This window comes from Collinsella sp. AF36-3AT (genome assembly GCF_003475205.1).
GTDB classification, from domain to species: Bacteria; Actinomycetota; Coriobacteriia; order Coriobacteriales; family Coriobacteriaceae; genus Collinsella; species Collinsella aerofaciens_AF.
In genome coordinates this window covers 55,624-81,058 of sequence record NZ_QROZ01000004.1, presented here as the reverse complement: position 1 = coordinate 81,058, position 25,435 = coordinate 55,624, and the positions used below count along the sequence as shown (strand labels likewise).

The window sequence follows — 25,435 nt, the reverse complement described above, 5'->3', positions numbered from 1 at the left end:
GCTCCATTTTTTGTACCGCTCGGGTAAGATAGTCCGCATGAATACTTCAATTGACATTTCCCACATCCGCAACTTCTCGATCGTTGCGCACATCGACCATGGCAAGTCCACGATCAGTGACCGCATCCTCGAGCTCACCCATACCGTCGACGAACGCGACATGGAGTCGCAGCTGCTCGACACCATGGATATCGAGCGCGAGCGCGGCATTACGATCAAGTCCAATGCCGTCCGCGTTTCCTATGACGCCGACGATGGTGAGACGTATCAGTTCAATCTGATCGATACGCCGGGCCACGTTGACTTTACCTACGAGGTCTCGCGTTCTCTGGCCGCCTGCGAGGGCGCGGTGCTCGTCGTCGACGCCACGCAGGGCGTCGAGGCACAGACCGTCTCCAACGCGACGCTCGCCATGAACGCCAATCTGGACATTGTGCCCGCCATCAACAAGATCGACCTGCCCTCGGCCCATCCCGACGAGGTTAAGACCGAGATCGAGGACGACCTGGCGATTCCCGCCGATGATGCCGTGTGCGTCTCGGGCAAGACCGGCGAGGGCATTCACGATCTGCTGGAGTCCATCGTCTTTTTGATTTCGCCGCCCAAGGGCGATGCAAACGCGCCGCTCAAGGCGCTCATCCTGGACTCGTATTTTGATGAGTACCGCGGCGTCGTTGCCACGGTCCGTGTCTTTGACGGTTCCATCAAAAAGGGCGATACCCTGCGCATGATGCAGGTCAAGGGTGACTTCTTGGTCGACGGCGTGGGCGTCAAGCGCCCTGCCGAGACGCCGGTCGATGCTCTGACCGTCGGCGAGGTTGGCTATGTGGTCACGGGTCTGAAGGACCCCGAGGCTGTGCGCGTGGGCGATACCCTTACGTGGGCGTCGAACCCCTGCCCCGAGCCGCTTCCCGGTTATCGCGAGGCCAAGCCCATGGTCTATACGGGCCTGTTCCCGATCGACAACAAGGACTACGAGAACCTGCGTGACGCGCTCGATAAACTGCACGTCAACGACCCGTCGTTGGTGTGGGAGCCCGAGACCTCGGTGGCGCTCGGCTTTGGCTTCCGCGTGGGCTTCCTGGGCCTGCTGCACATGGAAGTCGTCAAGGAACGCCTGGAGCGCGAGTTCAACCTGGACCTCATTGCCACGAGTCCCTCGGTTGACTATCACGTCTACAAGACCGACGGCGAAATGATCGATGTCCGCAGTCCGCAGGACCTTCCCGAGGCCACACGCATCGATCGTATCGAGGAACCCTACCTCAAGGCAAAGATCATCTGCCCGCCTGAGTACACGGGTGCCGTCATGCAGCTCGCCATCGAGCACCGCGGCGTCACAACCGACATGATCCACCTGACGAGCAAATCGGTCGAGATGCGCTTCGATATGCCGCTCGCCGAGCTCATCTTGGACTTCTTCGATCAGCTCAAGAGCCGCACCAAGGGCTATGCCTCGCTCGACTACGAGTTCAACGAGTACCGTCCCTCCGAGCTCGTGAAGCTCGATATTTTGCTTTCGGGCGACGAGGTGGACGCGCTTTCGTTTATCGTCCATAAGGACAAGGCATATGGCCTGGCCCGTGGCCTGTGCGACAAGCTCAAGGAGATCATCCCGCGTCAGCTGTTCGAGGTGCCCATCCAGGGTGCTATCGGCAACAAGATCATCGCCCGTTCCACCGTCAAGGCGCGTCGCAAGGACGTTCTTGCTAAGTGCTACGGCGGCGATATCTCGCGTAAGCGCAAGCTGCTCGAGAAGCAGAAAGAGGGCAAGAAGCGTATGAAGGCCATCGGATCGGTCGAGGTCCCGCAGGAGGCGTTTATGGCGATTCTCAAGGTGGACGAGTAGGTCCATGGCGCTTTCTGAATACAGCAAGCGGCTGCTGGGTGCTTATGCCGAGCAGCCGTTCCTTATGGCTCCCATGGCGGGCGTGACCGACCCCGCCTATCGCATCATGTGTCGCCGCCGCGGTGCCAACCTTGCCTACAGCGAGATGGTGAGCGTGGCGGGTCTTGCCTATGCCAGCAACAAGACCTGGCGCCTGGTGCTACCGGCCGACGAGGAGCAGCAGATTTGCGTGCAGCTCTTTGGCTCCAAGCCCGAGCAGTTTGCGAGCGCCGTCGCCGCCGTTGAGGAGCGCGTTGACGATCGCCTGTCGCTCATCGATATCAATATGGCATGCCCCGCCCGCAAGGTTGTCACCAAGGGCGAGGGTTCGGCGCTCATGCGCACGCCCGACCTGGCGGAGAAGATCGTCGAGGCCACGGTGGGCGCGGCGCACGTGCCCGTGACCGTCAAGATTCGCAAGGGCTTTTATGCCGAGGACCGTAATGCCGCGACATTTGCCCAGATGCTTGAGAGTGCAGGGGCTGCCGCAGTCGCCGTGCATGGTCGTTGCGCCACGCAGCTCTACACGGGCCAGGCCGATTGGTCGGTCGTCGATGAGGTTGCCGACGCTGTCGAGATTCCCGTGATTGGTTCGGGCGATGTGTTCTCGGCCGAGGAGGCTGCTGAGCATCTGCACGGCTCGGGTGCCAGCGCGGTGTTTATCGCGCGCGGCATCTACGGCAATCCGTGGGTGTTCGGCGATGCCCGAGCCCTTGCACTCGATGGCACGCCGGTTCCTTCTCGCTCCTCGGTCGAGCGCCTGGAGGCTCTGCGTGAGCACCTGACGTTGACGCACGAGCTTCTGCCGCTCATGTCGCGTGCTCGCACGTACGCAAGCTGGTACTTAAAGGGCATGCCCCATGCCGCCGCCTGGCGCGCTCAGGTGGTGCGTTGCTCTACGTACGAGGAGTTCATGGCGCTGGTCGATGATATCGAGCGCGACGTGGTGGCCTGCGAGGCCGCGCTTGCCGCCGGCGAGTCGGTGCCTGCTCATCCGCTGGAGGCCTAACGGTGGCCGTTACCGCGCTGTACGTGCACGTGCCGTTTTGCGCTCAAAAATGCCGCTATTGCGACTTTGACTCGCGCAGCTTTGCTGCGTGTGATTTGGATGCCGCGCTCGATTCGTATTTTGAGCAGTTGTATGCGCGCCTCGATTCCTTTGGCGACGCCGGGGCGCTTGCGCAGGTCCGCACGGTCTATACTGGCGGCGGCACGCCGTCACTTGCTGGGGAGCGCCTGGTGGAACTTGCCCGTCGTATCTCCATGTGGTGCAAGCCCGTTGAATTTACTTGCGAAGCCAATCCTGAGTCCCTGACCGCTGAGCTCGCCTCAGCGCTTGCCGAGGCGGGTGTCACGCGCATCTCTCTGGGCGTGCAAACCCTCGACAATACCGAGCTGGCTGCTATTGGCCGCATTCACGATGCCAATCGGGCACTTGCGGCTATCGCGACGGTGAAGGATGTTGGGCTCGATGTGTCGTGCGACCTTATGTGCGGGCTTCCCGGACAGACTATGGCGAGCTGGCAGCACACGCTCGATGGCGTGCTCGAGGCGGCCCCGCACCATGTGTCGGTCTATCCGCTCACGCTCGAGGAGGGCACGCCGCTTTACCGCATGGTGTGCCGTGACGAGTCGCTTGAGCCCGACGAGGATTTTCAGGCTTCGTGCATGGACGCGGCGCGTGAGCGCCTGAGTGCGGCCGGCTATCATCCGTATGAGGTGGCAAGCTACGCGCTCGACGGCCATGAGTGCGCCCATAACATTGCCTACTGGACCGGACGGGGCTACCTGGGCCTGGGTCGTTCTGCCGCGGGCATGCTCGACGACGAAGATTTCGACCGTCTTGCAGGTTTGTTCCCCGGCGTGTCTTCTCGAGGCGATGCGTACCGCGTGCGTCTGGTGCAACGTGACGATGACGCGACGGCGTTCGAGGCCGAATATCTGTCGCAGCGCGAGGCTGTCGCCGAAGACTTGATGCTCGCTTGTCGCATGACGCGCGGTGTTGCGTCCGACCTGTTGGCTCGTGCAGCTTGCGTCATCCCAACGGGCGAGCTGGCAGCTGCCTGCGATCGCGCGCTCGAATTGGGTCTTGCCACTTGGGTGCCCGAGACGCTCTGGGGTCATGAGGGACCCTTCACTTCGGCAGATGTCGTCGCGGGCCATGTTCGAGCTCGTCTGGCGCCGACCCATCTGGGCTGGCTCGATGGAAATGTTCTGTTCGAGCTGTTTTGGGATCTAGCTTAGGCCGCTCGGGTAGAATTACCGGAATATATACGCTGCTGTGAGCAGGAGGTTGCCGCGCATGGCGACGATGAACGAAAAAGATTACTACGAGATTCTGGGTGTCTCCAAGGACGCCACCTCGCGTGATATTCAAAAGGCCTTCCAGCAAAAGGCCCGTAAGCTCCATCCGGACGTCAATAAAGAGCCGGATGCCGAGGAAAAGTTTAAAGAGGTTTCCGAGGCCTACGCCGTGCTTTCGGATGAGCAAAAACGTGCGCGCTACGACGCCATGCGTTCTGGCAATCCCTTTGCCGGTGCTCCTACGGCTTCGCCCTATGGTGGCGGCTACGCCGGCAGCACGGGCTATGGCAATCCCTTTGAGGGCGGCTTTCCCTTTGGTGGCGCCTGGGGCCAGCAGCGTCGCGGCCAGGCTGCCTACAATCCCGAGAACGGCGCCAACGTCGTCGTCGATATCAAACTCGACGCCAAGGAGGCCAAGGGCGGTGCCCGCAAGACCGTCCGCTACACGCGCTTCGATACCTGTGGTCACTGCGGCGGCTCGGGCTCTGTTTCGTCCGAGCATGCACATACCTGCCCGAGCTGCGGTGGCCGCGGCCACATCGACGTCGACCTGTCCTTCCTGTTTGGTGCGGGCACGTTCCAGTCGGTCTGCCCCGAGTGCGGCGGTTCCGGTAAGGTCGTGGCCGACCCCTGCCCCGATTGCGGTGGCAGCGGGCGAACCCGTGTGACCTCCGAGCAGACGATTGAGTTTCCTGCCGGCACGCACGATGGCGACGAGGTCCGCATTAGCAGCATGGGCCATGCTGGCACTAACGGTGCCGCGGGCGGCGACCTGGTCGGCCGCGCCCATGTTGAGGCCGAGCGCTTGGAAGGCAAAGCTCGTACTGGCTTTTACCTGATGGGCATTGTTGCTCCGTTTTTGGTGCTGTCGGCCATCTCGGGCGTGTTCTCGGCCTTTGCCGTGATGTGCTTTATTCCGTTTACCATGGGCCTGTTCATGGTGCTTTCGGACGGTGTGCTTCATCGCAGCCTGCTGTGGTGGAAGCGCGGTGCGATGCAGTTTGCCAACGGTTTTGCCAACGGCTTCATGTTCGCGCTCGTGTCGGTTTGGTTCGCGAGCTGCTCGCAACGGGCCATGCTTTCGCCGTATCAAATGCAATAACATCAAACCCTTTGTTTGCGGTCGGCCCAGCTTGGGTATAGGACGCACTGTGACAATAATGAAAGTCGGAAGGATTCGGTCGTGTCGGAAAATAGGGATTACTACGAGGTGCTTGGCGTCGACAGGGATGCCGACGCGCGGACGATTAAGCGTGCGTTTCTAAAGAAGGCCCGTACCGTACATCCGGATGTTTCGGACGACCCCGAGGCCGAGGCCAAGTTCAAGGAGCTCAACGAGGCCTATTCCGTTCTTTCCGATGAGCAGAAGCGTGCTAACTACGACCGTTACGGCACCGCGGACGGCCCCGGTGGCTCTGGTTATGTCGACATCAACGATATCTTTGGTGGCATGGGCATGGACGACCTGTTCTCGTCGTTTTTTGGCGGCGGTGCCGGCGGTGGCGCCCGCAGCCGTCGTGAGCGTCGTCGCGGACGTGACATGGCCATCTCGCTTTCGGTGACGCTCGAGGAGGCGGCGCTCGGCTGCAAAAAGACGATCAGCTATGATCGCCTTGCTCCTTGCGAGGACTGCAACGGTACCGGTAGGGCCGAGGGTGCACAGGAAAAGCAGTGCAGTCGCTGCCACGGTACGGGCTACGTCACGACGGTTCAGCGATCGTTTTTGGGCCAGGTTCAGTCTTCCTCGCCTTGCCCCGACTGCCATGGCGAGGGCACGGTTATCGACCATCCCTGCGAGACCTGCGACGGTCAGGGCCGCACGCCTTCGCACGAAAAGATCGACATCGATATTCCCGCCGGCGTTTCGACCGGTCGCCAGCTGCGTGTGAGCGGCTTTGGCGAGGCCGGCCTTCGCGGCGAGCCTTCGGGCGACCTGATTGTCAACGTGCGCGTTGCCGACCATGAGCGCTTTAAGCGCAACAGTGACGACCTGTACCTGGTGAGCGATATCTCGATTGCGCAGGCTGCGCTCGGCTGCGAGATCGAGGTCGAGGGCATTATGCCCGACGAGGTCGTTAAGGTGACGGTTCCCGCCGGCGCCCAGTACGGCGACACCGTGAGCGTCAATAATTACGGCATGCCGCGCATTGGCGGTGGCGGTTCGCGTGGCCGCCTGATCGTGCAACTGCGCGTGGTCGTTCCCACCAATCTTTCCAATAAGCAACGCGAGCTGCTCCGTGCTTTTGCCGACGAGATGGGCGATGACGTCGCTTCCGGTAAGAAGTCGGTGACCGACCGTATTAAGAGTGCCCTCGACGATATCCTCGATTAAGGAGCCCGCGTGCTCGCACCCCATATTTCCGTCGTCAACCTCGGCTGCCGTGTCAACCGGGTTGAGTCTGACCGTATCACTGCCGATCTTATGCGCCTGGGCTTTGCTATTGTGGAGCCCCAGGATGCCGATTTGATCGTCATTAACACCTGTGCCGTTACGGGCGAGGCCGAGGCCAAGACCCGTAAGGCCGTCCGTCATGCGCTGGCCCATCCAAATGAGCCCTATGTGCTCGTGACCGGTTGCGTGGTCAATTTGCATCCCGAGGAGCTGTTGGAGCTTTCGGATCGCGTGATCGCCGAGCCGTCCAAGATCGATGTCGCCGAACGTGTCTGCGAGGTGCTGGGCGTTGAGTCCGATAGCGTTCCCGCCTGCAGCGATGGCGAGGTGGTCGATGCGCTCGGTCGCTCTCGCCTGGGCGTGAAGATCCAGGACGGCTGCAACCATCGCTGCACCTATTGCATTGTGTGGAAGGCGCGCGGCCCCGAGCGCTCCGTGCCTGTCGAGTCCGTGCTTGAGCAAGTTCGCGAGGCCCAGGAGGCCGGCGTGCCCGAGGTGGTGCTGACCGGTGTGAACCTGGGTGCCTACGATGGCAAGAGCGCGACCGACGAGCATGTCGAAATCGATGAGCTGCTCGAGGCCATCATGGAGCGCACGACTATTGCGCATGTGCGCATTTCCTCGGTCGAACCCATGGATATCTCTGAGCGCCTGCTTAAGGTTATGGCGCGCTATCCGCAGCGTATTGCCCCGTTTTTGCACCTGCCCGTGCAGTCCGGCTGTACGGCGACGCTGCATCGCATGGGTCGTCCCTATAGTGCCGAGGCCTTTGAGGACACGGTGCGCATGATTCGCGCCATCCTGCCGCAGGCGTCTCTTTCGTGCGACGTCATCGTCGGTTTTCCTGGTGAGACGGACGAGGAGTTCGAGGAGTCACTGGCGCTGTGCCGCCGTGTGGGTTTCTCGCGTATGCACGTGTTCCGCTATAGCAAGCGTCCCGGTACCCTTGCTGCCGACATGCCCGACCAGGTGCCGCCCGAGGTTATGGCCGAGCGCAGCCGTCGTATGCGAGACACGGCGCAGGAGCTCGCTATTGCCGATGCTCGTCGTCGCGTGGGCACTGTCGAGCGTGCCGTGCTCGAGTATGGTGACAGCCTGACGCTCGGTTCGTTCCATCATGCCCGTCTTGACGATACCTGTGGACTTACAGCCCCGTGCCTGCTCGATGTTGCTATCATCGGAGTCGATGATTCCGGCTTGGTCCATGCGCGCAGGGAGGTCCATGGAAGCCTCGAAGATTAGACTTACCGTTCCCGAGGGAGTTGATCCCTCGCGTGTTTTGGGCGCCGGCGACGGCGTCCTTCGTGCGCTCGAGAGCTTGGTTCGCGCTCACGTGGTCGCCCGTGGCGATAGCATCTCCGTGAGCGGCGACCCGGACGAGGTCGAGCTCGTGGCTCGCTTTTTCGAACATGCTTTTTGCGAGGCGGCGGCCGGTCGTACCCTGTCTGCTGACGACGTCTCGCGTTGCCTGGCCGTCTTGCGCGACGGCGAGCATGAGGCCACATCGCTTCGCGATGACGTGCTGCTTTCATACCGCGGTCGCGTCATTCGTCCCAAGACGCTTGGGCAAAAGCGCTATGTGGATGCCATTCGCTCGCATACCATCACCTTTGGCTTGGGTCCTGCCGGTACCGGTAAGACTTATCTGGCCATGGCGCTCGCCGTTGCCGCGCTCAAGCGCCACGAGGTGGGCCGTCTGATCTTGACGCGTCCGGTTGTCGAGGCGGGGGAGAACCTGGGCTTTTTGCCCGGCACCCTCGAGGAAAAGATCGATCCGTACATGCGTCCGCTCTACGACGCCCTTTTTGACATGATGGATCGCGAGCGCACCGATGAGCTTATGGAGCGCGGCGTGATCGAGATCGCCCCGCTTGCCTATATGCGCGGTCGTACGCTGAGCGATGCTTTCGTGGTGCTCGACGAGGCGCAAAATACCACGCCCGAGCAGATGAAGATGTTCCTGACACGCCTTGGATTCAACTCCAAGTTCGTGATTACCGGCGACCTCAGCCAGCGCGACCTGGTGGGTCGTCGTGGTGGCTTGGCGGATGTCGAGAAGATTTTGGGCCGTGTCGACGATGTGGCGTTTGCACACCTGGAGCGCGCCGATGTGGTGCGCCATGCCTTGGTGGGGCGTATCGTCGAGGCATACGATGCTTATGATGACGTGCGTGAGCAGCGCTCGCGCGACCGAAAGGAGTCCCGTTGAGTGTATTGATCAGCAACGATGCCGAGCTCGATACGCTGCTCGACGCGCAGGAAGTGGAGCACATCTGCGAGGTTGTGCTTGCCGCCGAGGGCGTTGAACGTGAAGTCGAGATTTCCCTTTCGTATGTCGACGAGGACGAGATGCACGAGCTCAACCACGAGTGGCGTGGCATCGACCGCACCACCGATGTGCTCTCGTTTGAATGCGACTCGGCCTTTGACGAGGATATTCCCGCCGACGAGACGCTCGAGCTCGGCGATATCATCTTGGCCCCGCAGGTCATTGCCCGTCAGGCCCCCGGCTTTGGCAATAGCCCTGCCGACGAGTGCCGCCTGATGCTCGTGCATGGCATGCTGCACCTGCTGGGCTATGACCACATCGAGGACGACGAGGCTGAGGTCATGGAGGCTCGCGAGGACGCTATCCTGCGCGATCTGGCGCTCGAGCGCGGCGAGGATCCTAAACTGGTCCACGTCGGCCCCATCACCAATCATGCCCACGACTAGGAGCCGTTTATGATTCCCGGATCGAACAAGGACCATCCGTCCTTTTTAAAGTCGTTCTCCTATGCCATGGAGGGCTTCGTTACCGCCGTCAAGACCGAGCGCAACATTAAGGTCATGCTCGTGGCAGGCGTGTGCACCGTCATTGCCGGCTGTATCGTGGGGCTCGATATTGCCGAGTGGGCTACGGTCATCATCTGCTGCGGCCTGGTGATTCATGGCGAGCTGTGTAACACCGCCATGGAAGCCATCGTCGACCTGGCGACCCAAGAGCTCCATCCGCTGGCAAAGCGTGCGAAGGACATCGCCGCCGCCTCTGTATACGTTCTTTCCATTACCGCCGCGATCGTGGGCTTGCTTGTCTTTGCCCACGCGCTCGACTTTATTTAGAAAGGGATTCCCATGTCCGACAATATGCAGCCTACCGATGAGATTTTGGACGAAGAGTCCCTGGATGCTAAGGCGACCGAGGATTGCGATGAGGTCGAGGAGTTCGACCCGTTTGAGGGCATGAGCGACGAGGAGCTCGACGCCCTGTGCGACGAGGACGACAACCTCGCGGGCTTTGGTGACGTTGAGCCTGGTTTCCGCAGCGGCTTTGTGGCCCTGGTCGGCCGCCCCAACGCCGGCAAGTCCACGCTGCTCAACGCCTGCTATGGCAAAAAGGTCGCCATCACCTCGCCGGTGGCCCAGACGACCCGCCGCCGCATGCGCGCCGTCGTCAATCGCCCCGACTGCCAGCTGGTCTTTGTCGATACCCCGGGTATCCACAAGCCCAAGGACGGCCTGGGCTCCGAGCTCAACAAGAGCGCGCTGTTCGAGCTGAACGATGTCGATGTCGTCGCGTTTTTGATTGATGCCACCAAGCCGATCGGCAGGGGAGACGCCTGGGTTGCCGAGCGCGTTAAGAACGCCCGTTCCAAGAAGGTCCTGGTGCTTACCAAGGCCGATGAGGCCGACCCCGCACAGGTCATGGAGCAGCTTAAGGCTGCCCACGAGCTCATGGAATATGACGACGAGATCGTGACGTCGTCGGTCAAGAACTTCAACGTCGATGCCTTCATCGAGACCGTTGCGCACTTTTTGCCCGAGGGTCCGCGTTGGTTCCCCGAGGACATGGGTACCGACGCTTCCGATGAGACGCTCGTTGCCGAGTTTGTGCGCGAGAAGGTCTTGCGCCGCACCCGTGATGAGATTCCGCACTCCGTGGGCGTGATTTGCGATGCGCTCGAGCAGACCAAGAAGGTGCTGCGCGTGCACGCCACCATTTACGTCGAGCGCGAGGGCCAAAAGGGCATCATCATCGGCAAGGGCGGCGAGATGATCAAACATATCGGCATCGACGCCCGTCGCGACCTTGAGCGCATCTTTGGCACCCAGGTCTTTTTGGAGCTGGACGTGAAGGTCAAGGCCGGCTGGCGCGACGACGAGGCCCAGATTCGCCGCTTTGGCTACAATGCCGAAGATTAAGCCCCGGCGTTTATGGCAGGCTCCCGGACATATCGCACGAAGGTGCTCGTCCTCGATAAGACTAAGCTCAAAGAGACTGATCTGATCCTGACGATGCTTGACGAGCGGGGTCGGCAGGTTCGTGCCGTGGCAAAGGGCGCCCGCAAACCCGGCGGGCGCTTGGCGGCGCGCTGCGAGCTGTTCTGCACCGTCGATATGCTGCTTGCGCATGGACGGTCGCTCGACGTGGTTTCCCAGGCCGAGCTTATGGAGGCGCCGCTCGGCGCTGCTCCCGATTACGAGATGACATGCGCCGCAAGCGCGATCGCCGAGGTCGCGCGCGTGTGCTCGTTCGAGGACGCCGAGGACCCGTTTACCTTTGCCATCACGCAGCGGGCGCTCACACTTGTCGGCAGCGGGCTCGACGCGGCACATATGGATCTACTTGTGGCGGCATATGCCTTTAAGCTGCTGTCGCACGTTGGCTATCGACCCGATTTTTCGGCCTGCGTGCTGTGCGGTGACCCCATGCTGTCGTATTTTTCACCCCAGGCGGGCGGTCTTATGTGCGGGTCGTGCGCGTCGAGCGTGCCCGGTGCCGAGCTGGTCTCGACCGGTGAGGTCGCATGGCTGCGCGCCCTCATGTCCATGACCTTCGATGCGCTCATGGCCGAGAGGGTCGACCCCCATGCCGCCGCCTTTTTGCTGGGGCTTTCGCACGTGTGGGCTGCGACGCACACCGATCAACGTCTCCGTGCGATGGAATTCATGTTGGGTCGGTGATGATGCGCAGGCGCGGGCTGCTTGTGGTAACATACCGACCTGTTGGTACCTCGACCTTGGATGCTCGCTCCACCGGCGGCTTCCCAGTCCGAGGCGAATAGCGTCGCCCGCGGGCGACAAGAAACGAAAGGTGAAACAATGACTGTTTCCAAAGAGCGCAAGGCGGAGCTGACTGCCCAGTTCGGTAACACCCCGGTCGATACCGGCAACCCCAAGGTTCAGGTCGCCATCCTGACCGAGCGCATCAAGGAGCTGACCGAGCACATGAAGTCCCACCAGAAGGACTTCCACACCCGTCGTGGCCTGCTCATGCTCGTCGGCCGTCGTCGTCGTCTTCTCTCCTACATCAAGAAGAACGACATCGTCGAGTACCGTGAGCTCATCAAGGCTCTGGGCATCCGCGACAACATCCAGTAGGATTTGTACATGCTAAGAGCGTCCTGCGCAGCGGGGCGCTCTTTTTGTGTAAGGGCGTGAACAATCACGCTCTGAAGCGTGGCGGGGGCAGGGGGCCCGCGTCACATGAGAAGCCCGCAGGCAAGGGGCCTGTGGGGTAAAGGAGAACAATGACACTCGTATCCAAGACCTTTGAGCTGTACGGCAAGACCTACACCTTTGAGTCCGGCGAGCTTGCTAAGCAGGCCACCGGCGCCTGTCTGGTCAAGCAGGGCGACACCACGATGCTCGACACCGTGGTCGTCTCCAAGGAGCGTAAGAACTACGACTTCTTCCCGCTGACCGTCGACTTCAACGAGAAGATGTACGCCGCCGGCCGCATCCCGGGTGGCTACCTCAAGCGTGAGGGCCGTCCCAGCGAGAAGGCCACGCTCACGGCCCGTATGATCGACCGCCCGATTCGTCCGAGCTTCCCGGACGGCTTCCGCAACGAGGTGCACATCGTCGCCACCTCGCTCGTCGCCGACCAGGTCAACCCCTTTGACGTCATCAACGTCATGGGTGCTTCCCTGGCAATGACGCTCGGCGGCGTGCCCTTCGAGGGCCCGCTTGCCTGCGTGCGCATCGGCCGTAACGTGGAGACCGGCGAGTTTATCGTCAACCCCACCTATGAGGAGCGCGAGAACTCCGATCTGGATCTGGAGCTGGGTGGCTCCGCCGACTTCATCTCGATGGTCGAGGCCGGCGCCGAGGAGATCTCCGAGGACGACATGCTCGCCGCCATGAAGTTTGGCCAGGAGGCCCTTGCTGCCTTCTGCCAGGCTCAGGACGAGTTTGTCGCCGAGTGGGAGCAGGTCAACGGCGCCATCGTCAAGAAGGAGTACCCGCTCGACCAGCCCGTCGAGGAGGTCCAGGAGCGCATCTTCGCCCACTACGACGAGATGGCTGCCGCCCTTCGCGATGCCGACAAGCTCTCCCGTATCGGCAAGGTCGAGACTCTGAAGGAGTCCATCCGTGCCGAGTTCACCGAGGAGGAGCAGGCCGCTTGGGAGCGCGAGATCCCCGTGGCGCTCAAGAAGCTCGAGAAGAAGGCTATGCGCACCATGGTCGTCGAGACCGGCGAGCGCGTCGACGGCCGTGCCGCCGATGAGATTCGCCCCATCATGGTGAAGGACAACTACCTGCCGCTCGTTCACGGCTCCGGTCTGTTCCAGCGTGGCCAGACCCAGGTGCTTTCCGTCCTGTCGCTCGGTATGCTCAACGAGGGCCAGCGTCTGGATACCATCGAGCCCACCGAGGGCAAGCGCTACATGCACCACTACAACTTCCCGCCGTTCTGCACCGGCGAGACCGGCCGCATGGGCAGCCCCAAGCGCCGCGAGATCGGCCACGGCAACCTGGCCGAGCGCGCTTTGCTTCCGGTGCTTCCCGACGAGAACGAGTTCCCCTACGCCATCCGCGTGGTCTCCGAGGTCATGGAGTCCAACGGCTCCTCTTCGATGGCTTCGACCTGCGGCTCCACGCTCGCCCTTATGGACGGCGGCGTGCCCATTAAGCGCCCGGTCTCCGGTATCGCCATGGGCCTGATCCAGGAGGAGGGCAAGACCGTGGTCCTGTCCGACATCCAGGGTCTCGAGGACTTCCTTGGCGACATGGACTTTAAGGTCACCGGCACCACCGAGGGCATCACCGCCCTGCAGATGGACAACAAGGCCACCGGCCTTACCTTCGACATCCTGGCCCGCGCCCTGCAGCAGGCCAAGGAGGGTCGCGCCTTCATCCTGCAGAAGATGCTCGATGTGATCCCCGAGCCGCGTCATACCACGCGCAGCACCGCCCCGCGCATCGTCTCCATCCAGGTTCCGACCGATAAGATCCGTGACGTCATCGGTTCCGGCGGCAAGGTCATCCGCGGCATCCAGGACGAGACCGGCGCCTCGGTCGACATCCAGGAGGACGGCACCGTCTTTGTCGGCGGCACCGGCGAGTCCGTCGATCAGGCTGTCGAGCGTATCAAGCTTATCATCAAGGTTCCCGAGCCGGGCGAGGAGTACACCGGTCGTGTGGTCTCCATCCAGCCCTTCGGCGCCTTCGTCAACCTGCTGCCTGGTAAGGACGGCCTGCTGCACATCTCCCGCGTCGCCAAGGGCCGCGTGGAGAAGGTCGAGGACGTCCTCAACGTCGGCGACGAGGTCAAGGTCGTCGTTATCGAGGTCGACGATCGCGGCAAGATCTCGCTCGATCGTCTCGACAAGCCCGAGGCTCCGGCTCGCACCGAGGGTGCCTCCGAGGGCGACGGCGAGCATTTCCAGCGCCGTGAACGTCCGCGTCGCGAGCGCAGCGACCGTCCGCGCCGTCCCGGCGACAACGGAGGCCGCAAGCCCCGCCGTCACCACGACGCCGAGTAACAGCCGCATATAAGCAGCTCATCAAGGGCGACTCCGGACTGGGGTCGCCCTTTTGCTTGCGCCCGGGAGGGACGCATACGAAGTTTCCTGCTCTACAGTCCTGCGCAAGACGGAAAGCACATTAAGTGCTTTCCTTTGCGTGCGGAACTCGCGATAAACTTCATATGCGTCCCTCCCAGGCGCAAGCAAAAGGGCTGGTTAGTGCCGCTCGCTATTGAGTTTGACAGTCTATCCAGTAGTCAGATTTCAGATTAGTAGTTAGATGCAGCAGTATTTCCCCAGATAAAACCACCCAAAATAAACCTGTCCCTTATTGGCAGGTTTCCCGTGGGGCGGGCACTGATGAAGTTTATCGCGAGTTCCGCACGAACAGGAGGCCACTTAATGTGGCCTCCGTCGTGAGCAGGACTGTAGAGCAGGAAACTTCATCCGTGCCCGCCCTCGCGGGGAACCGGCGGGATAGACGGGTTCAGATGGGGCTTTGATGCATGGGTGGTCTGTTGTTGTGCAAATGGGTATCATACTGTGGTTATTGCATCGACTCTGTGATGCATGTTTGTACGTTCCCGGCGGTCGGTTTGCCAGAAGCGCCCCGTCGGTTGTTCCAGACCCGTTTCGAAGAAAGGAAACCACACTAACCTATGGCAGCTAAAAAATCATCTCCCTTGAAGATCATCCCGCTCGGCGGTCTTGACGGCATCGGCAAGAACATGACGGTCTTCGAGTGCGGCGACGACATGGTGCTCGTCGACGCCGGTCTCATGTTCCCGGATGACTCCCAGCCCGGTATCGACCTGGTGCTTCCCGACTACACCTATGTTCTAGAGAACGAGGAGAAGCTCCGCGGTATCGTCGTCACCCACGGCCACGAGGACCACACCGGTTCGCTTCCGTATCTGCTGCAGGACCTCAACAATAAGGTGCCCATCTTCTCGAGCAAGCTGACGCTTGGCTTTATCGAGGGCAAGCTTTCCGAGTTCCGCATCCGCGCACCCAAGTTCCGCGAGGTCAAGGGCGGCAGCCATGTCAACCTCGGCGGCATCTCGCTCGACTTCTTCTCGATGACGCACTCCATCCCCGGCGCTCTGGGCGTGTTCATCCGCACCAATCAGGGCACCGTTATGCACACCGGCGACTTTAAGCTCGACCAGACGCCCATCGATGGCGTCACGCCCGACTATGCCGCTATCAGCCGCTTTGCCAAGCAGGGCATCGACCTGCTGCTTTCCGACTCCACCAATGCCACGGTTCCCGGCTTTACCAAGTCCGAGGCCGAGGTTGGTCCCAACCTGCTGCACGCCATCAAGAACGCCCCGGGTCGCGTGTTCGTCGCATCGTTCTCGAGCCACATCCATCGTTTGCAGCAGATCTGCGATGCCGCCCGCAAGTGCGGCCGTAAGGTCGTTGTGACCGGTCGCTCCATGCTCACGAACACCCGCGTGGCGCGCGAGCTCGGTTATCTCAACATCGATGATGCCGATATCATCGATGCCTTCGATATTGATAACCTGCCTGACGACAAGATCGTCGTCATGTGCACTGGTTCGCAGGGCGAGCCGCTGTCGGCTCTGTCCCGCATGGCCAATGGCGAGCACAAGACGCTCTCCATTCACGAGGGCGATACCGTTATCCTCTCGGCAACTCCCGTTCCTGGCAACGAGAAGGCCGTCCAGCAGGTCGTCAACAGCCTGGCCAAGCTCGGCTGCGACGTGTGGGATAAGAACCGCGCTCTCGTCCACGTCTCGGGTCACGGTAGCCAGGAGGAGCTCAAGCTCCTGATGGCCATGGCCAAGCCCACGTACTTTATGCCGGTTCACGGTGAGGCCGTGCATCTTCGCGCCCATGCCCAGCTGGCCCGCAAGATGGGCATCAAGGACGATCATATCTTTATCCTCGATAACGGCGACACGCTCGAGATGCGCGGTGGTATCGTCAAGCGCGGCACGCCCGTCGAGTCCGGCGTCGTCTACGTCGACGGTCTGCGCATCGGCGATACCGACCCCATCGTCCTGCGCGATCGCCAGAAGCTCGCCAACGACGGTATGGTTACGGCTGTCGCCATCGTCTCGCTCAAGCACAAGAAGATCGAGGCCATCGAGTTCTCGGGCCGCGGCGTCTCGTTTGCCATCGACGACCAGTTCTCCGAGGATGCCTCCGCGTCCATCATGAAGACGATCGAGAAGGGCAAGTTCAGCTTTACCAGCAGCGGTTCCGACGCCATTCGCAAGGCCGTGCGCGACTCGCTCTCCAACTTTATCTGGAGCCGTACGCGCACTCGCCCGATGATCATCCCGGTCGTCATGGAGGTTTAGTTTGGCGCGCGGATCTGCACAAAACGCCAAAGGCAATAAGGCCAACAACCAACCGGCATCTGCTAAGGGTGCCGGTTCCCATCTTCGTGCCAATAAGGGCCATGAGGCAGACTTCGACGATTTTGAGCCCTTGGTCGAGCCTTCGGCCAATCGCGATATCGCCGGTGTGGTCATCGCCGTTTTGGCGATCGCGTCCTTCATTGCCGTGATCTCTCCGGCAACAGCGCCCGTGACGGCTGCGGTTGCCGGTTTCTACCACCTGGGCTTTGGCCTGGGCGCCTACGTGCTGCCGATCGTCATCTTGCTGTTTGCCGCTACGCTCTTTTTGGGTGAGGACTCGCCGCTCAACGTGCGCTCTGTTGCGGGTGGCGCCTTGGTCTTTATCGCCGTCGTCTCCATTCTTTCGTTGATGGTGCCGGGCACGAGCGATTCGTGCGACCTTATGTTTACGCCGCAGAACCTTTCCGTGTCGGGCGGCTACATTGGCGCCTTTATCGCAAGTGCCTTGCAAAACGCCCTGGGTAAACCTATCGCCATGGTTGTCTTGCTGGGGCTTGTCGTCGTTGGTTTGGTCATTATCGGCTTTTCGGTGGGTGGCGTTTTGCGCTCCGCACGCGATCGCGCTGCCGATTTTGCCGAGCGTCGACGTGCCGATGTCAATGCGAGCCCGTGGGGCGATGAAGAGGCCCTGTCTGTTCCCGGCGTCGCTCGTCCGCACCTGAGCATTCTGCGCCAGAAGGGGACTGACGCCGCGGTGACCACGGTCATGGGTGGCGATGTCGACCCGGTTTTGGATGACGACGAGGACGATGACCCGTTTGTCGACGTATCCGAGTCGGTTGAAGCCGAGCGGGCCAAGACCACGCTGCTGCCGCGTCGCCATGTCAAGAAGGGCAAGGCTGCGCCTAAGCTCAATACGAGTGAGCCCGACCCATCTTGGTCCGATAGCGAGATTGAGCTTACCGAGGGCGATGACGAGGACGACGAGGCTCCGATTGAGACCGCAAAGACAACTTTGCTGCCGCGTCGCCATGCAAAGCGCGGCCAGGTAACCGGCCAGCTTTCGATGGAAGACGACCCCGATAAGATTGACGAGTCCGAGCCGCCGTTTGCCGTGAATCCCGTCTCGGTCGCACCTCAGATTCCCGACTTCCTGAAGCATCCCAAGGTTGCCGATGCGCCTGCCACGAGTGCTATCGAATCGGCTGCGGCTCGTGATGGGGGAGTGGATGACGGCGCCGCAGATAACGAGGGCGAAGAAGAGGACGGCCTCAAGCTTCCGCCGCTCGAAATCCTGCATGCCAACCCGCAGTCGGCTTCCGCTGCGTCTTCGGACAAGGAGCTGGAGCAGACCGCTGAGTCACTGCAATCCACCTTGCTTGAGTTTGGCCGCAGTGCCCGCGTGGTCGGCTGGATCGCCGGCCCCACGGTGACGACCTTTAAGCTGCAACCTGGCGAGGGCGAGCGCGTGAGCAAGATTTCGAGCCTCGAGGACGATATTGCGCTTTCGCTCGCCGCCCAGTCGGTTCGTATCTTTGCCCCGATCCCCGGCACCTCGCTCGTGGGCATCGAGATTCCCAACCGCAAGCGCCAGAACGTCAATCTGGGCGACGTGCTGCCCTATGTGAAGGGCGGTCCGCTCGAGCTTGCCATCGGCCGCGACGCCGAGGGCACGCCGGTCGTCGCCGACCTTGCCAAGATGCCCCACCTGCTGATCGCCGGTACCACGGGTTCCGGTAAGTCGGTCATGATCAATTCCATCATCACGACCTTGCTCATGCGCGCCCTTCCCGAGGACGTTCGCCTGATCATGGTCGACCCCAAGCGCGTCGAGCTTGCGGGCTATAACGGTCTGCCGCATCTCTATGTGCCCGTGGTGACCGAGCCCAAGCAGGCCGCGAGCGCCCTGCAGTGGGCCGTGTCCGAAATGGAGCGCCGCCTGAAGGTATTCGAACGCCTCAACGTCCGTAAGATTTCGACCTATAACGAAAAGCAGGCCGCCGGCGAGTTTGAGCATTACGACAACCCGCCGCAAAAGATGCCCTACCTGGTCATTATCATTGACGAGCTCTCTGACCTGATGATGGTCGCCGGTAAGGATGTCGAGGCCTCGATCGTGCGTATTGCACAGCTGGGCCGCGCCGCCGGTATTCACCTTATCGTTGCCACGCAGCGCCCCAGCTCCAACGTGGTGACGGGCCTTATCAAGGCCAACATCACCAACCGCATCGCCTTTAACGTCGCCACGGGCATCGACTCGCGCGTCATCATCGACCAGATGGGTGCCGAGAAGCTCACCGGTTTGGGCGACATGCTGTTCTCCAAGGTCGACTGGGGCAAGCCCCGCCGTATCCAGGGCTGCTTTGTCTCGGACGACGAAATCAACGAGATTGTCGAGTTCGTCAAGTCGCAGAGCGAGCCCGACTACCACGAGGAGATTCTGTCCGCCGTGGCGCCCGCTTCCATGTCCATGGCTGGTGGCGGCGGCATTGTCCGCACCGGCGTCGCCGAGCCGCAAGACGATGATCCGCTCATTTGGGAAGCCGCCCATATTGTGGTGGAATCGCAGCTGGGCTCCACATCTGGCCTGCAACGCCGCCTGAAGGTTGGCTATGCGCGTGCCGGGCGTATTATGGACATGCTGGAAGAAAAGGGTGTCGTCGGCCCGCCCGACGGTTCCAAGCCGCGCGAGGTCCTGTTGGACGAGGAGGGGCTTGCCGCGCTGGAATCTGTCGACGCCGAGATGGCACGTGAAGATCGTGAGTTTGGAGGATTCTGATGGCTGCACGCTTTGGTGACATGCTGCTCGAGCAGCGTCGCCGAATGGGCCTTTCCATTCAGCAGGTCGCCAACACCATCAAAATCAGGCCGCAGATCATCGAGTTTTTCGAGACCGGTAACTTTGCTTCGATGCCGCCGCGCGGCTATGCGCAGGGCATGATTTCGAGCTATGCTCGTTTTTTGGGCCTCAATCCGCGCGAGGTCGTCAATGCCTACTTTGACGAACTGATGGCATACGAACGCGAGACGTCGCAGCAGGGCGGTCGTTTCCAGGACGCCGCCGGCTACGTCAATTCGCGTTCCTCTGTCGATAACGGGCGCTTTCTGATGGTTCAGGGCGGTCGTTCGACTCGCTATGGACAGCGTCCTCAGCAGGCCGGTTATATTACCGAGACGGGTTCGGGCGAGGAGATTCGCTCGCAGCGTGACCGGTTCCGCAGTACGCCGATGCCCGAGGACCGTGCACTTCCCGCTGCCCGCGGCGTGGCGCGTGACCCTCGTGCCGGCTACGGCGACGGCGGCTATTCCGATCGCGGTCACCGTGGTATCTCCACCGGACGCTCTCGCAGTGGCTATGCGGACGCCGATGCCACGCAGGTGACGCCGCGTCTTCGCTCTCAATCACAGCCGTATGGCCAGCGCTCTTCGGCTCCGCGTGCGGGCCAGCGTGGCTATCAAGGCCGCGGTGAACTTGCGCCCCGCTCGGGTCAGCGCAGCCTTCAGGGCCAGGGTGGCTATCGCGGCCGTTCCGACAGCAATCGTGGTCGTATGCCTCAGGGAGGCGGCCGCAGCAGTTCCAGTCGTGGACGCGGCGGTTCCCGTACTCCTCAAAACAACGGTCTCGATCCGCGTATCGTCTACGCCGGCATCGGTGCCGTGGCGTTGCTGCTGATCGTGCTCATCGTGGTACTTCTGCGCGGCTGCGCATCTTCGACGCCCGAGACCACGCCCGAGACGCCCGCTGTTACCAAGACGACGACCAAGAAGTCTTCTAAGAAGACCGAAACGGTCGACGAGGACGAAGACACCGATGAGGCGACGGATGAGTCGACCGATTCGGACGCCACCAAGACGACGGCTAAAAAGGAAGAAAACGAGGTAACGAAGGTCAAGGTCTCCGTTGCCAAGGGAAAGACCGCCTGGATTGAGGTCAAGGTCGATGGCAAGTCGGTCTATGGCGCCCAGGCGACTGGCCCCTTTGAGCAGGAGTACACGCCTGAGTCCTCGATCGAGATCACCACGTCCAAGCCTTCCGATGTCACCGTTACCAAGAACGGCGAAAAGGTCCGTTACGATACCAAGACCTCGGGCGTGGCGCGCGTGACGATCACCGTTCCCAAGAAGGAGACGACTGATTCCGAGAATGGTGAAAGTTCTGATGGTGCCGACACCACCGATGGTACCGACACCACCGACGGCACCGATGCCCAGTCCACGGATGGCGCCGATACCGCAACTGACGGCCAGACGCCTACCGATTCTACCGACTATTCGTACGATAGCTACTAAGCCGCTCGTACGCGAAAGGAAACATCATGGCTAAAGATTCCAGCTTCGACGTCGTGTCCGAGGTCAACATGCAAGAGGTCGACAACGCCTTCCAGCAGACCACGCGCGAGATTTCCCAGCGCTATGACCTGAAGGATTCCGGCGCCACGATCGAGCTTTCGAAGGGCGACAAGCTCTTTACGATCAACGCCCCGGCTGACTTTGTCTCCAAGCAGATTATCGACGTGCTGAGCTCCAAGCTCATCAAGCGCGGCATCGACCTCAAGGCTGTCTCGTGGGATGCTCCGCAGGCGGCATCGGGCGGCACCGTGCGCGTGCTCGGTCATATCGTCGAGGGTATCGACCAGGCGACCGCCAAGAAGATCAACAAGGACATCAAGGATCAAAAGCTCAAGGTCAAGGTGACCATCGAGGCCGACAAGCTGCGTGTTTCCTCTGCTTCGAAGGACGCGTTGCAGACCGTGATCCAGTTCCTGCGCGACCAGGACTACGGCCAGCCGCTGCAGTTCACCAACTACCGCTAATATCATTCGAAAGGACCGCTCTCCAACATGGATACACCGTTGGGCTCCGTGCTCTACATCACCCTCGGGTGCGCTAAGAACGAGGTTGACACCGACCGCATGCGTTCTCTTTTAACCGCCGCAGGCTACGAGGAGGCATTCGACCCGCAGGATGCCGATATCGCCATCGTCAATACGTGCTCGTTCCTCGCTTCCGCAACGTCCGAGAGCATCGAGACCACCCTCGAGCTCGCCAACGAGGTTCAGGACGGCGTTCGTTCTTGCCCCATCGTCATGTGCGGCTGTGTGCCGTCGCGCTATGGCGACGACCTGCCCGATGAGCTGCCCGAGGTCGCTGCCTTTGTGAAGGCCGACGAGGAGGATGGCATCGTGGCGGTCATCGATGGCGTGCTGGGCGTCGAGCGCGAGATTGCCGCCTATATTCCGCAGGTCAAGCGCACCGTCGAGGGCGCCGTTGCTTACGTCAAGATTTCCGATGGCTGCAACCGCTTTTGTAGCTTCTGCATGATCCCGTATATCCGCGGTCGTTATCACTCGCGCAATGCCGAGAGCATTATCTCCGAGGTGCGCGACTTGGTTGCCGGCGGTGTGCGAGAGATCGTGCTGATCGGCCAGGACACGGGCATCTGGGGCACCGACTTTGCGGATGGTGACGTCGCCGAGGGCTCGCCGCGCAATCTGGCGCAGCTGCTGCGCGCCGTAGCCGAGGCCGTGCGTCCGCAGAACGTCTGGGTCCGTGTTCTCTACCTGCAGCCTGAGGGCATGACCGACGAGCTTATCGATACGATTCGCGATACGCCCGAGGTGCTGCCTTATATCGATATCCCCGTGCAGCACTGCGACGCGCGCATCCTCAAGGCTATGCGCCGTTCTGGTTCGCGCCAGGAGCTCGAGGACCTGTTCCGCGATCTGCGTGAGCGTATCCCCGGCATCGTGATCCGTTCCACGGCCATGGTCGGCTTCCCGACCGAGACCGACGACGAGTTCCGCGACCTTATCGACTTTATGGACACCGTCGGCTTTGACTACACGAGCGTCTTTGCCTACTCGCAGGAGGAGGGCAGCCTGGCCGCTAAGATGGAGGGTCAGGTCGATGAGGAGGTCAAGCTCGAGCGCGCCCAGGAGGCCATGGACCTGGCCGAGTCGCTCGGTTTTGCCGCCACCGCCGCACATGTGGGCGAGCGCGCCCAGGTGATTGTCGACGGCATCGAGGAGACCGAGGACGGCGCCGAGCTGATCGGCCATGCTTGGTTCCAGGCGCCCGATTCCGATGGCGCGGTGCACTTGGACGCCAGCGAGGCGTCCGTGGGCGATATTCTGACGGTCGAGTTTACCGATAGCTTCTGCTATGAGCTTATCGGCCATGTTGTGGAGTAGGAGAGCATCGTGGCAAACGAGAGCAATAAGGAACTGACGAGTGTCTGGACGCCCGCCAACATCGTGACGTGCGTTCGCATCGTCTTTATCCCGGTGTTCATGATCGTGTCGGCGCTTTCTCACACGAGCGTTGCCGGTACGGATTGGAGCACCTTCGACGGCCCGCTCGCCGCCGCAGCCTTCATTCTGTACGTCATCCTGTCGTGCACCGATAAAGTTGACGGCTATCTGGCGCGCTCGCGCAACGAGATTACCGACTTCGGTAAATTCTTGGACCCCATCGCCGACAAGCTGCTCGTGTTCTCGGCCTTGCTGCTGTTCTTGGACTTTGGCGCCGTGTCGGTTTGGTCCGTGTTCATCATCTTGTTCCGCGAGCTGTTGGTAAGCGCCCTGCGCATGGTTGCGAGTGCCGCCGGCGTGGTCGTTGCCGCCGATAAGCTTGGCAAGTACAAGACGGCGACCACGATGGTCTCCATCTGCGGTTACCTGTGCGTCTTTGCGATGGCCGGCTTGCACCTTGGCCCGCTGGTGCTGACGCTCGGCATCTACTCGGTGTCGCGCTTCCTGTATGCCGTTGCCGTTGTCCTGACCGTTATCTCGGGCGCCCAATACTTCTGGAACTGCCGCAAGATCGTCTTTTCGGTCTAGGTCCTGGTGGGTATGACGGACTCTTTTGAGCAGATTTCCGCACATAACGAGGAGCTGGCGCGTCATATTGTCGAGCGCGCGAGCGCTCGGGGCGTGACGGTTTCGACGGCTGAGTCGCTGACAGCGGGTATGATCGCCTCGACGATTGCCGATATCCCGGGCGCCTCGGCGGTGCTGCGTGGCGGTGCGGTGACCTACTGCGATGAGATCAAGCATCGCGTTTTGGGTGTTGATCAGGAGACGCTCGACCGCTATACCGCGGTGTCGCATCAGACCGCGCGCGAGATGGCGGCGGGTTCGCTGGAGCTGTACCAGAGCGATATTGCAGTGAGCGCAACGGGTTATGCCGGCCCCGGCGGCGGCACTGAGGACGATCCGGCTGGCACTTTCTATATTGGCTGGGCGTATCGCGCGGCTGATGGGGAAGTGCCGGTCGTGGACTCTGTGCGCTGCCACTATGAGGGCGACCGTTCGTGTGTTCGTGCCCATGCGGTCGCGGAGGCATTGGGACGCATTGCCCTTTTGTTCAACTCTATGGAATAGACGTGTTTTTCAGGGGCCTTAGGGCCCCTTAATTGTGGAGATAGGGACCCCTGACGAATTTAGCGTTTGCGCTGGTTATAGGTGTATTCTTGCCTTCTTTGTTCTTATTCGGCCCTTTGTGGTCAAGCATTTGGTCAGTGTTTGGTCGGCGTTTGGTTGGGTTTTGGAAAGACTGCCTGTATATGATTGGCCTGAACGGTTGACCACGAACAGCCGTTCGTTTACTATCAATGCAGGTTGTTAAGAGGAGGGCTATTCATGGCCAAGAATTCAGGTCCCGTACGTACCGTTCATGCTCGCACGACGGGTAAAGAGCGCGATGAGATGATCGCCACCACCAAGGCAGAGATCGAGAAGAAATTCGGCCAGGGTTCCATCATGAGGTACGGCGACGGTGGTCCCGAGCTCGAGGTCGAGGCCATTCCCACGGGCGCTCTGGCCCTCGATGCCGCTCTGGGTATCGGCGGTGTGCCGCGCGGCCGCATCGTCGAGATTTACGGTCCTGAGTCCTCCGGTAAGACGACGCTTTCGCTCGAGATCCTGGCCGAGGCCCAGGCTATGGGCGGCGTTGTGGCATTTATCGATGCCGAGCACGCGCTCGATCCCACGTATGCCGCGCGCATTGGCGTGGATATCGACGAGGTACTGATTTCCCAGCCCGATACGGGTGAGCAGGCGCTCGAGATCGTTGACATGCTCGTGCGTTCCGGCGCCATCGATGCCATCGTCGTCGACTCCGTCGCCGCGCTGACCCCGCGTGCCGAGATCGAGGGAGAGATCGGCGACACTACGGTCGGTCTTCAGGCTCGCCTGATGAGCCAGGCGCTCCGCAAGCTCGCCGGTTCGCTGTCCAAGTCCAACACGACGTGCATCTTCATTAACCAGCTGCGAGAGAAGATCGGCGTCATGTTCGGCAACCCCGAGACCACGACGGGCGGCCGCGCCCTTAAGTTCTTCTCTTCGGTGCGTATCGACATTCGCCGCATCGACAGCATTAAGCTTAAGGATGAGGTTATCGGTAACCGCGTGCGCGCCAAGGTCGTTAAGAACAAGGTGGCAGCTCCGTTCCGTTCTGCTGAGTTCGACATCATGTACGGTACGGGCATCTCTAAGGAGGGCTCGATTCTGGACATGGCTGTCGAGTGCGGCATTTGCAAGAAGATGGGCTCCTGGTTTGCCTATGGCGAGGACAAGCTCGGCAACGGTCGCGAGGCCGCCAAGGCGTTCCTGCGCGAACACCCCGATTGCGCCGACGAGATTGAGCATAAGGTCCGCCTTGCCTGCGGGCTTGAGTTTGATGACGATGCTCCGTCCGAGGTCGAGCTGACCGATCAGCCTGCGCCTGAGGAGTTTGACGAGCTTTACGCCATCGATGGTTCCGCCATGCTCGATGATGACGACGAGTAGCG

At 61.2% G+C, this 25,435-nt stretch carries 21 protein-coding genes; all 21 read left to right on the top strand.

The annotated features are described in order from the left end of the window. Window positions 1–37 precede the first annotated feature (37 nt). The 21 genes from lepA (at window position 38) to recA (ending at window position 25,433) form a co-directional block, all read left to right on the top strand. Window positions 38–1,849 (top strand): translation elongation factor 4, encoded by a 1,812-nt coding sequence (gene lepA, locus DW003_RS05235; RefSeq protein ID WP_118387949.1) that lies wholly within the window; start codon window positions 38–40, stop codon window positions 1,847–1,849. A gap of 4 nt (window positions 1,850–1,853) precedes the next feature. After that, window positions 1,854–2,897, top strand: coding sequence for a tRNA dihydrouridine synthase DusB (gene dusB, locus DW003_RS05230; protein ID WP_118387947.1), 1,044 nt, complete (start codon window positions 1,854–1,856; stop codon window positions 2,895–2,897). 2 nt (window positions 2,898–2,899) lie between these two features. Next, window positions 2,900–4,132 carry a radical SAM family heme chaperone HemW gene (gene hemW / locus DW003_RS05225; protein WP_118387945.1) on the top strand — a complete coding sequence of 411 codons (1,233 nt, stop codon included), beginning with the start codon at window positions 2,900–2,902 and terminating at the stop codon, window positions 4,130–4,132. 58 nt (window positions 4,133–4,190) lie between these two features. After that, complete coding sequence (locus tag DW003_RS05220) at window positions 4,191–5,294, top strand: DnaJ domain-containing protein (protein ID WP_187361900.1); 1,104 nt, start codon at window positions 4,191–4,193, stop codon at window positions 5,292–5,294. Window positions 5,295–5,375: 81 nt separating this feature from the next. Then, entirely contained in the window at window positions 5,376–6,524 is a 1,149-nt protein-coding gene (dnaJ, locus tag DW003_RS05215; RefSeq protein WP_117806322.1) for a molecular chaperone DnaJ, read from the top strand. A gap of 9 nt (window positions 6,525–6,533) precedes the next feature. Then, window positions 6,534–7,826, top strand: a complete 1,293-nt coding sequence (locus tag DW003_RS05210) for a MiaB/RimO family radical SAM methylthiotransferase (RefSeq protein ID WP_118387943.1) — start codon at window positions 6,534–6,536, stop codon at window positions 7,824–7,826. Further along, window positions 7,807–8,793, top strand: coding sequence for a PhoH family protein (locus DW003_RS05205; RefSeq protein WP_118387941.1), 987 nt, complete (start codon window positions 7,807–7,809; stop codon window positions 8,791–8,793). The genes DW003_RS05210 and DW003_RS05205 overlap by 20 nt, the downstream gene beginning before the upstream one ends. After that, on the top strand, window positions 8,790–9,299 hold the full coding sequence (gene ybeY, locus DW003_RS05200; protein WP_117564282.1) for an rRNA maturation RNase YbeY: 510 nt from the start codon (window positions 8,790–8,792) through the stop codon (window positions 9,297–9,299). Before DW003_RS05205 ends, ybeY begins: the two co-directional genes overlap by 4 nt. A gap of 9 nt (window positions 9,300–9,308) precedes the next feature. Then, window positions 9,309–9,686 (top strand): diacylglycerol kinase family protein, encoded by a 378-nt coding sequence (locus tag DW003_RS05195; RefSeq protein WP_022094706.1) that lies wholly within the window; start codon window positions 9,309–9,311, stop codon window positions 9,684–9,686. 12 nt (window positions 9,687–9,698) lie between these two features. Then, a complete protein-coding gene (gene era, locus DW003_RS05190) occupies window positions 9,699–10,766 on the top strand; it encodes a GTPase Era (RefSeq protein WP_187361899.1) in 1,068 nt (355 codons plus the stop codon). Between the two features lie 12 nt (window positions 10,767–10,778). After that, a complete protein-coding gene (gene recO, locus DW003_RS05185; protein WP_118387939.1) occupies window positions 10,779–11,528 on the top strand; it encodes a DNA repair protein RecO in 750 nt (249 codons plus the stop codon). A 138-nt stretch (window positions 11,529–11,666) separates the two neighbouring features. After that, complete coding sequence (gene rpsO, locus DW003_RS05180; RefSeq protein WP_099431792.1) at window positions 11,667–11,945, top strand: 30S ribosomal protein S15; 279 nt, start codon at window positions 11,667–11,669, stop codon at window positions 11,943–11,945. Between the two features lie 149 nt (window positions 11,946–12,094). Further along, window positions 12,095–14,332 carry a polyribonucleotide nucleotidyltransferase gene (locus DW003_RS05175; protein ID WP_118387937.1) on the top strand — a complete coding sequence of 746 codons (2,238 nt, stop codon included), beginning with the start codon at window positions 12,095–12,097 and terminating at the stop codon, window positions 14,330–14,332. A gap of 641 nt (window positions 14,333–14,973) precedes the next feature. Then, window positions 14,974–16,644 carry a ribonuclease J gene (locus DW003_RS05170; RefSeq protein ID WP_006235967.1) on the top strand — a complete coding sequence of 557 codons (1,671 nt, stop codon included), beginning with the start codon at window positions 14,974–14,976 and terminating at the stop codon, window positions 16,642–16,644. Window position 16,645: 1 nt separating this feature from the next. Next, window positions 16,646–19,423: a DNA translocase FtsK gene (locus tag DW003_RS05165; RefSeq protein WP_233545520.1), complete on the top strand. Its 2,778-nt coding sequence runs from the start codon at window positions 16,646–16,648 to the stop codon at window positions 19,421–19,423. Continuing rightward, entirely contained in the window at window positions 19,423–20,934 is a 1,512-nt protein-coding gene (locus tag DW003_RS05160; RefSeq protein ID WP_118387935.1) for a helix-turn-helix transcriptional regulator, read from the top strand. The genes DW003_RS05165 and DW003_RS05160 overlap by 1 nt, the downstream gene beginning before the upstream one ends. Before the next feature lie 26 nt (window positions 20,935–20,960). Further along, on the top strand, window positions 20,961–21,458 hold the full coding sequence (locus tag DW003_RS05155; RefSeq protein ID WP_022094699.1) for a YajQ family cyclic di-GMP-binding protein: 498 nt from the start codon (window positions 20,961–20,963) through the stop codon (window positions 21,456–21,458). Between the two features lie 27 nt (window positions 21,459–21,485). Next, entirely contained in the window at window positions 21,486–22,835 is a 1,350-nt protein-coding gene (gene rimO / locus DW003_RS05150; protein WP_118387933.1) for a 30S ribosomal protein S12 methylthiotransferase RimO, read from the top strand. A 99-nt stretch (window positions 22,836–22,934) separates the two neighbouring features. Continuing rightward, window positions 22,935–23,483, top strand: coding sequence for a CDP-diacylglycerol--glycerol-3-phosphate 3-phosphatidyltransferase (pgsA, locus tag DW003_RS05145; RefSeq protein WP_233545522.1), 549 nt, complete (start codon window positions 22,935–22,937; stop codon window positions 23,481–23,483). A gap of 12 nt (window positions 23,484–23,495) precedes the next feature. Then, window positions 23,496–24,026, top strand: a complete 531-nt coding sequence (locus DW003_RS05140) for a CinA family protein (RefSeq protein WP_118387929.1) — start codon at window positions 23,496–23,498, stop codon at window positions 24,024–24,026. Window positions 24,027–24,284: 258 nt separating this feature from the next. Further along, entirely contained in the window at window positions 24,285–25,433 is a 1,149-nt protein-coding gene (recA, locus tag DW003_RS05135; RefSeq protein WP_022094695.1) for a recombinase RecA, read from the top strand. Window positions 25,434–25,435: the final 2 nt, after the last annotated feature.

What these genes read in the sequence shown, in the direction of transcription:
- lepA (WP_118387949.1), top strand. Translation starts at nt 38, where the DNA reads ATGAATACTTCAATTGACATTTCCCACATCCGCAACTTCTCGATCGTT.
- dusB (WP_118387947.1), top strand. Translation starts at nt 1,854, where the DNA reads ATGGCGCTTTCTGAATACAGCAAGCGGCTGCTGGGTGCTTATGCCGAG.
- DW003_RS05220 (WP_187361900.1), top strand. Translation starts at nt 4,191, where the DNA reads ATGGCGACGATGAACGAAAAAGATTACTACGAGATTCTGGGTGTCTCC.
- DW003_RS05205 (WP_118387941.1), top strand. Translation starts at nt 7,807, where the DNA reads ATGGAAGCCTCGAAGATTAGACTTACCGTTCCCGAGGGAGTTGATCCC.
- DW003_RS05195 (WP_022094706.1), top strand. Translation starts at nt 9,309, where the DNA reads ATGATTCCCGGATCGAACAAGGACCATCCGTCCTTTTTAAAGTCGTTC.
- era (WP_187361899.1), top strand. Translation starts at nt 9,699, where the DNA reads ATGTCCGACAATATGCAGCCTACCGATGAGATTTTGGACGAAGAGTCC.
- recO (WP_118387939.1), top strand. Translation starts at nt 10,779, where the DNA reads ATGGCAGGCTCCCGGACATATCGCACGAAGGTGCTCGTCCTCGATAAG.
- rpsO (WP_099431792.1), top strand. Translation starts at nt 11,667, where the DNA reads ATGACTGTTTCCAAAGAGCGCAAGGCGGAGCTGACTGCCCAGTTCGGT.
- DW003_RS05175 (WP_118387937.1), top strand. Translation starts at nt 12,095, where the DNA reads ATGACACTCGTATCCAAGACCTTTGAGCTGTACGGCAAGACCTACACC.
- DW003_RS05170 (WP_006235967.1), top strand. Translation starts at nt 14,974, where the DNA reads ATGGCAGCTAAAAAATCATCTCCCTTGAAGATCATCCCGCTCGGCGGT.
- DW003_RS05160 (WP_118387935.1), top strand. Translation starts at nt 19,423, where the DNA reads ATGGCTGCACGCTTTGGTGACATGCTGCTCGAGCAGCGTCGCCGAATG.
- DW003_RS05155 (WP_022094699.1), top strand. Translation starts at nt 20,961, where the DNA reads ATGGCTAAAGATTCCAGCTTCGACGTCGTGTCCGAGGTCAACATGCAA.
- rimO (WP_118387933.1), top strand. Translation starts at nt 21,486, where the DNA reads ATGGATACACCGTTGGGCTCCGTGCTCTACATCACCCTCGGGTGCGCT.
- pgsA (WP_233545522.1), top strand. Translation starts at nt 22,935, where the DNA reads ATGATCGTGTCGGCGCTTTCTCACACGAGCGTTGCCGGTACGGATTGG.
- DW003_RS05140 (WP_118387929.1), top strand. Translation starts at nt 23,496, where the DNA reads ATGACGGACTCTTTTGAGCAGATTTCCGCACATAACGAGGAGCTGGCG.
- recA (WP_022094695.1), top strand. Translation starts at nt 24,285, where the DNA reads ATGGCCAAGAATTCAGGTCCCGTACGTACCGTTCATGCTCGCACGACG.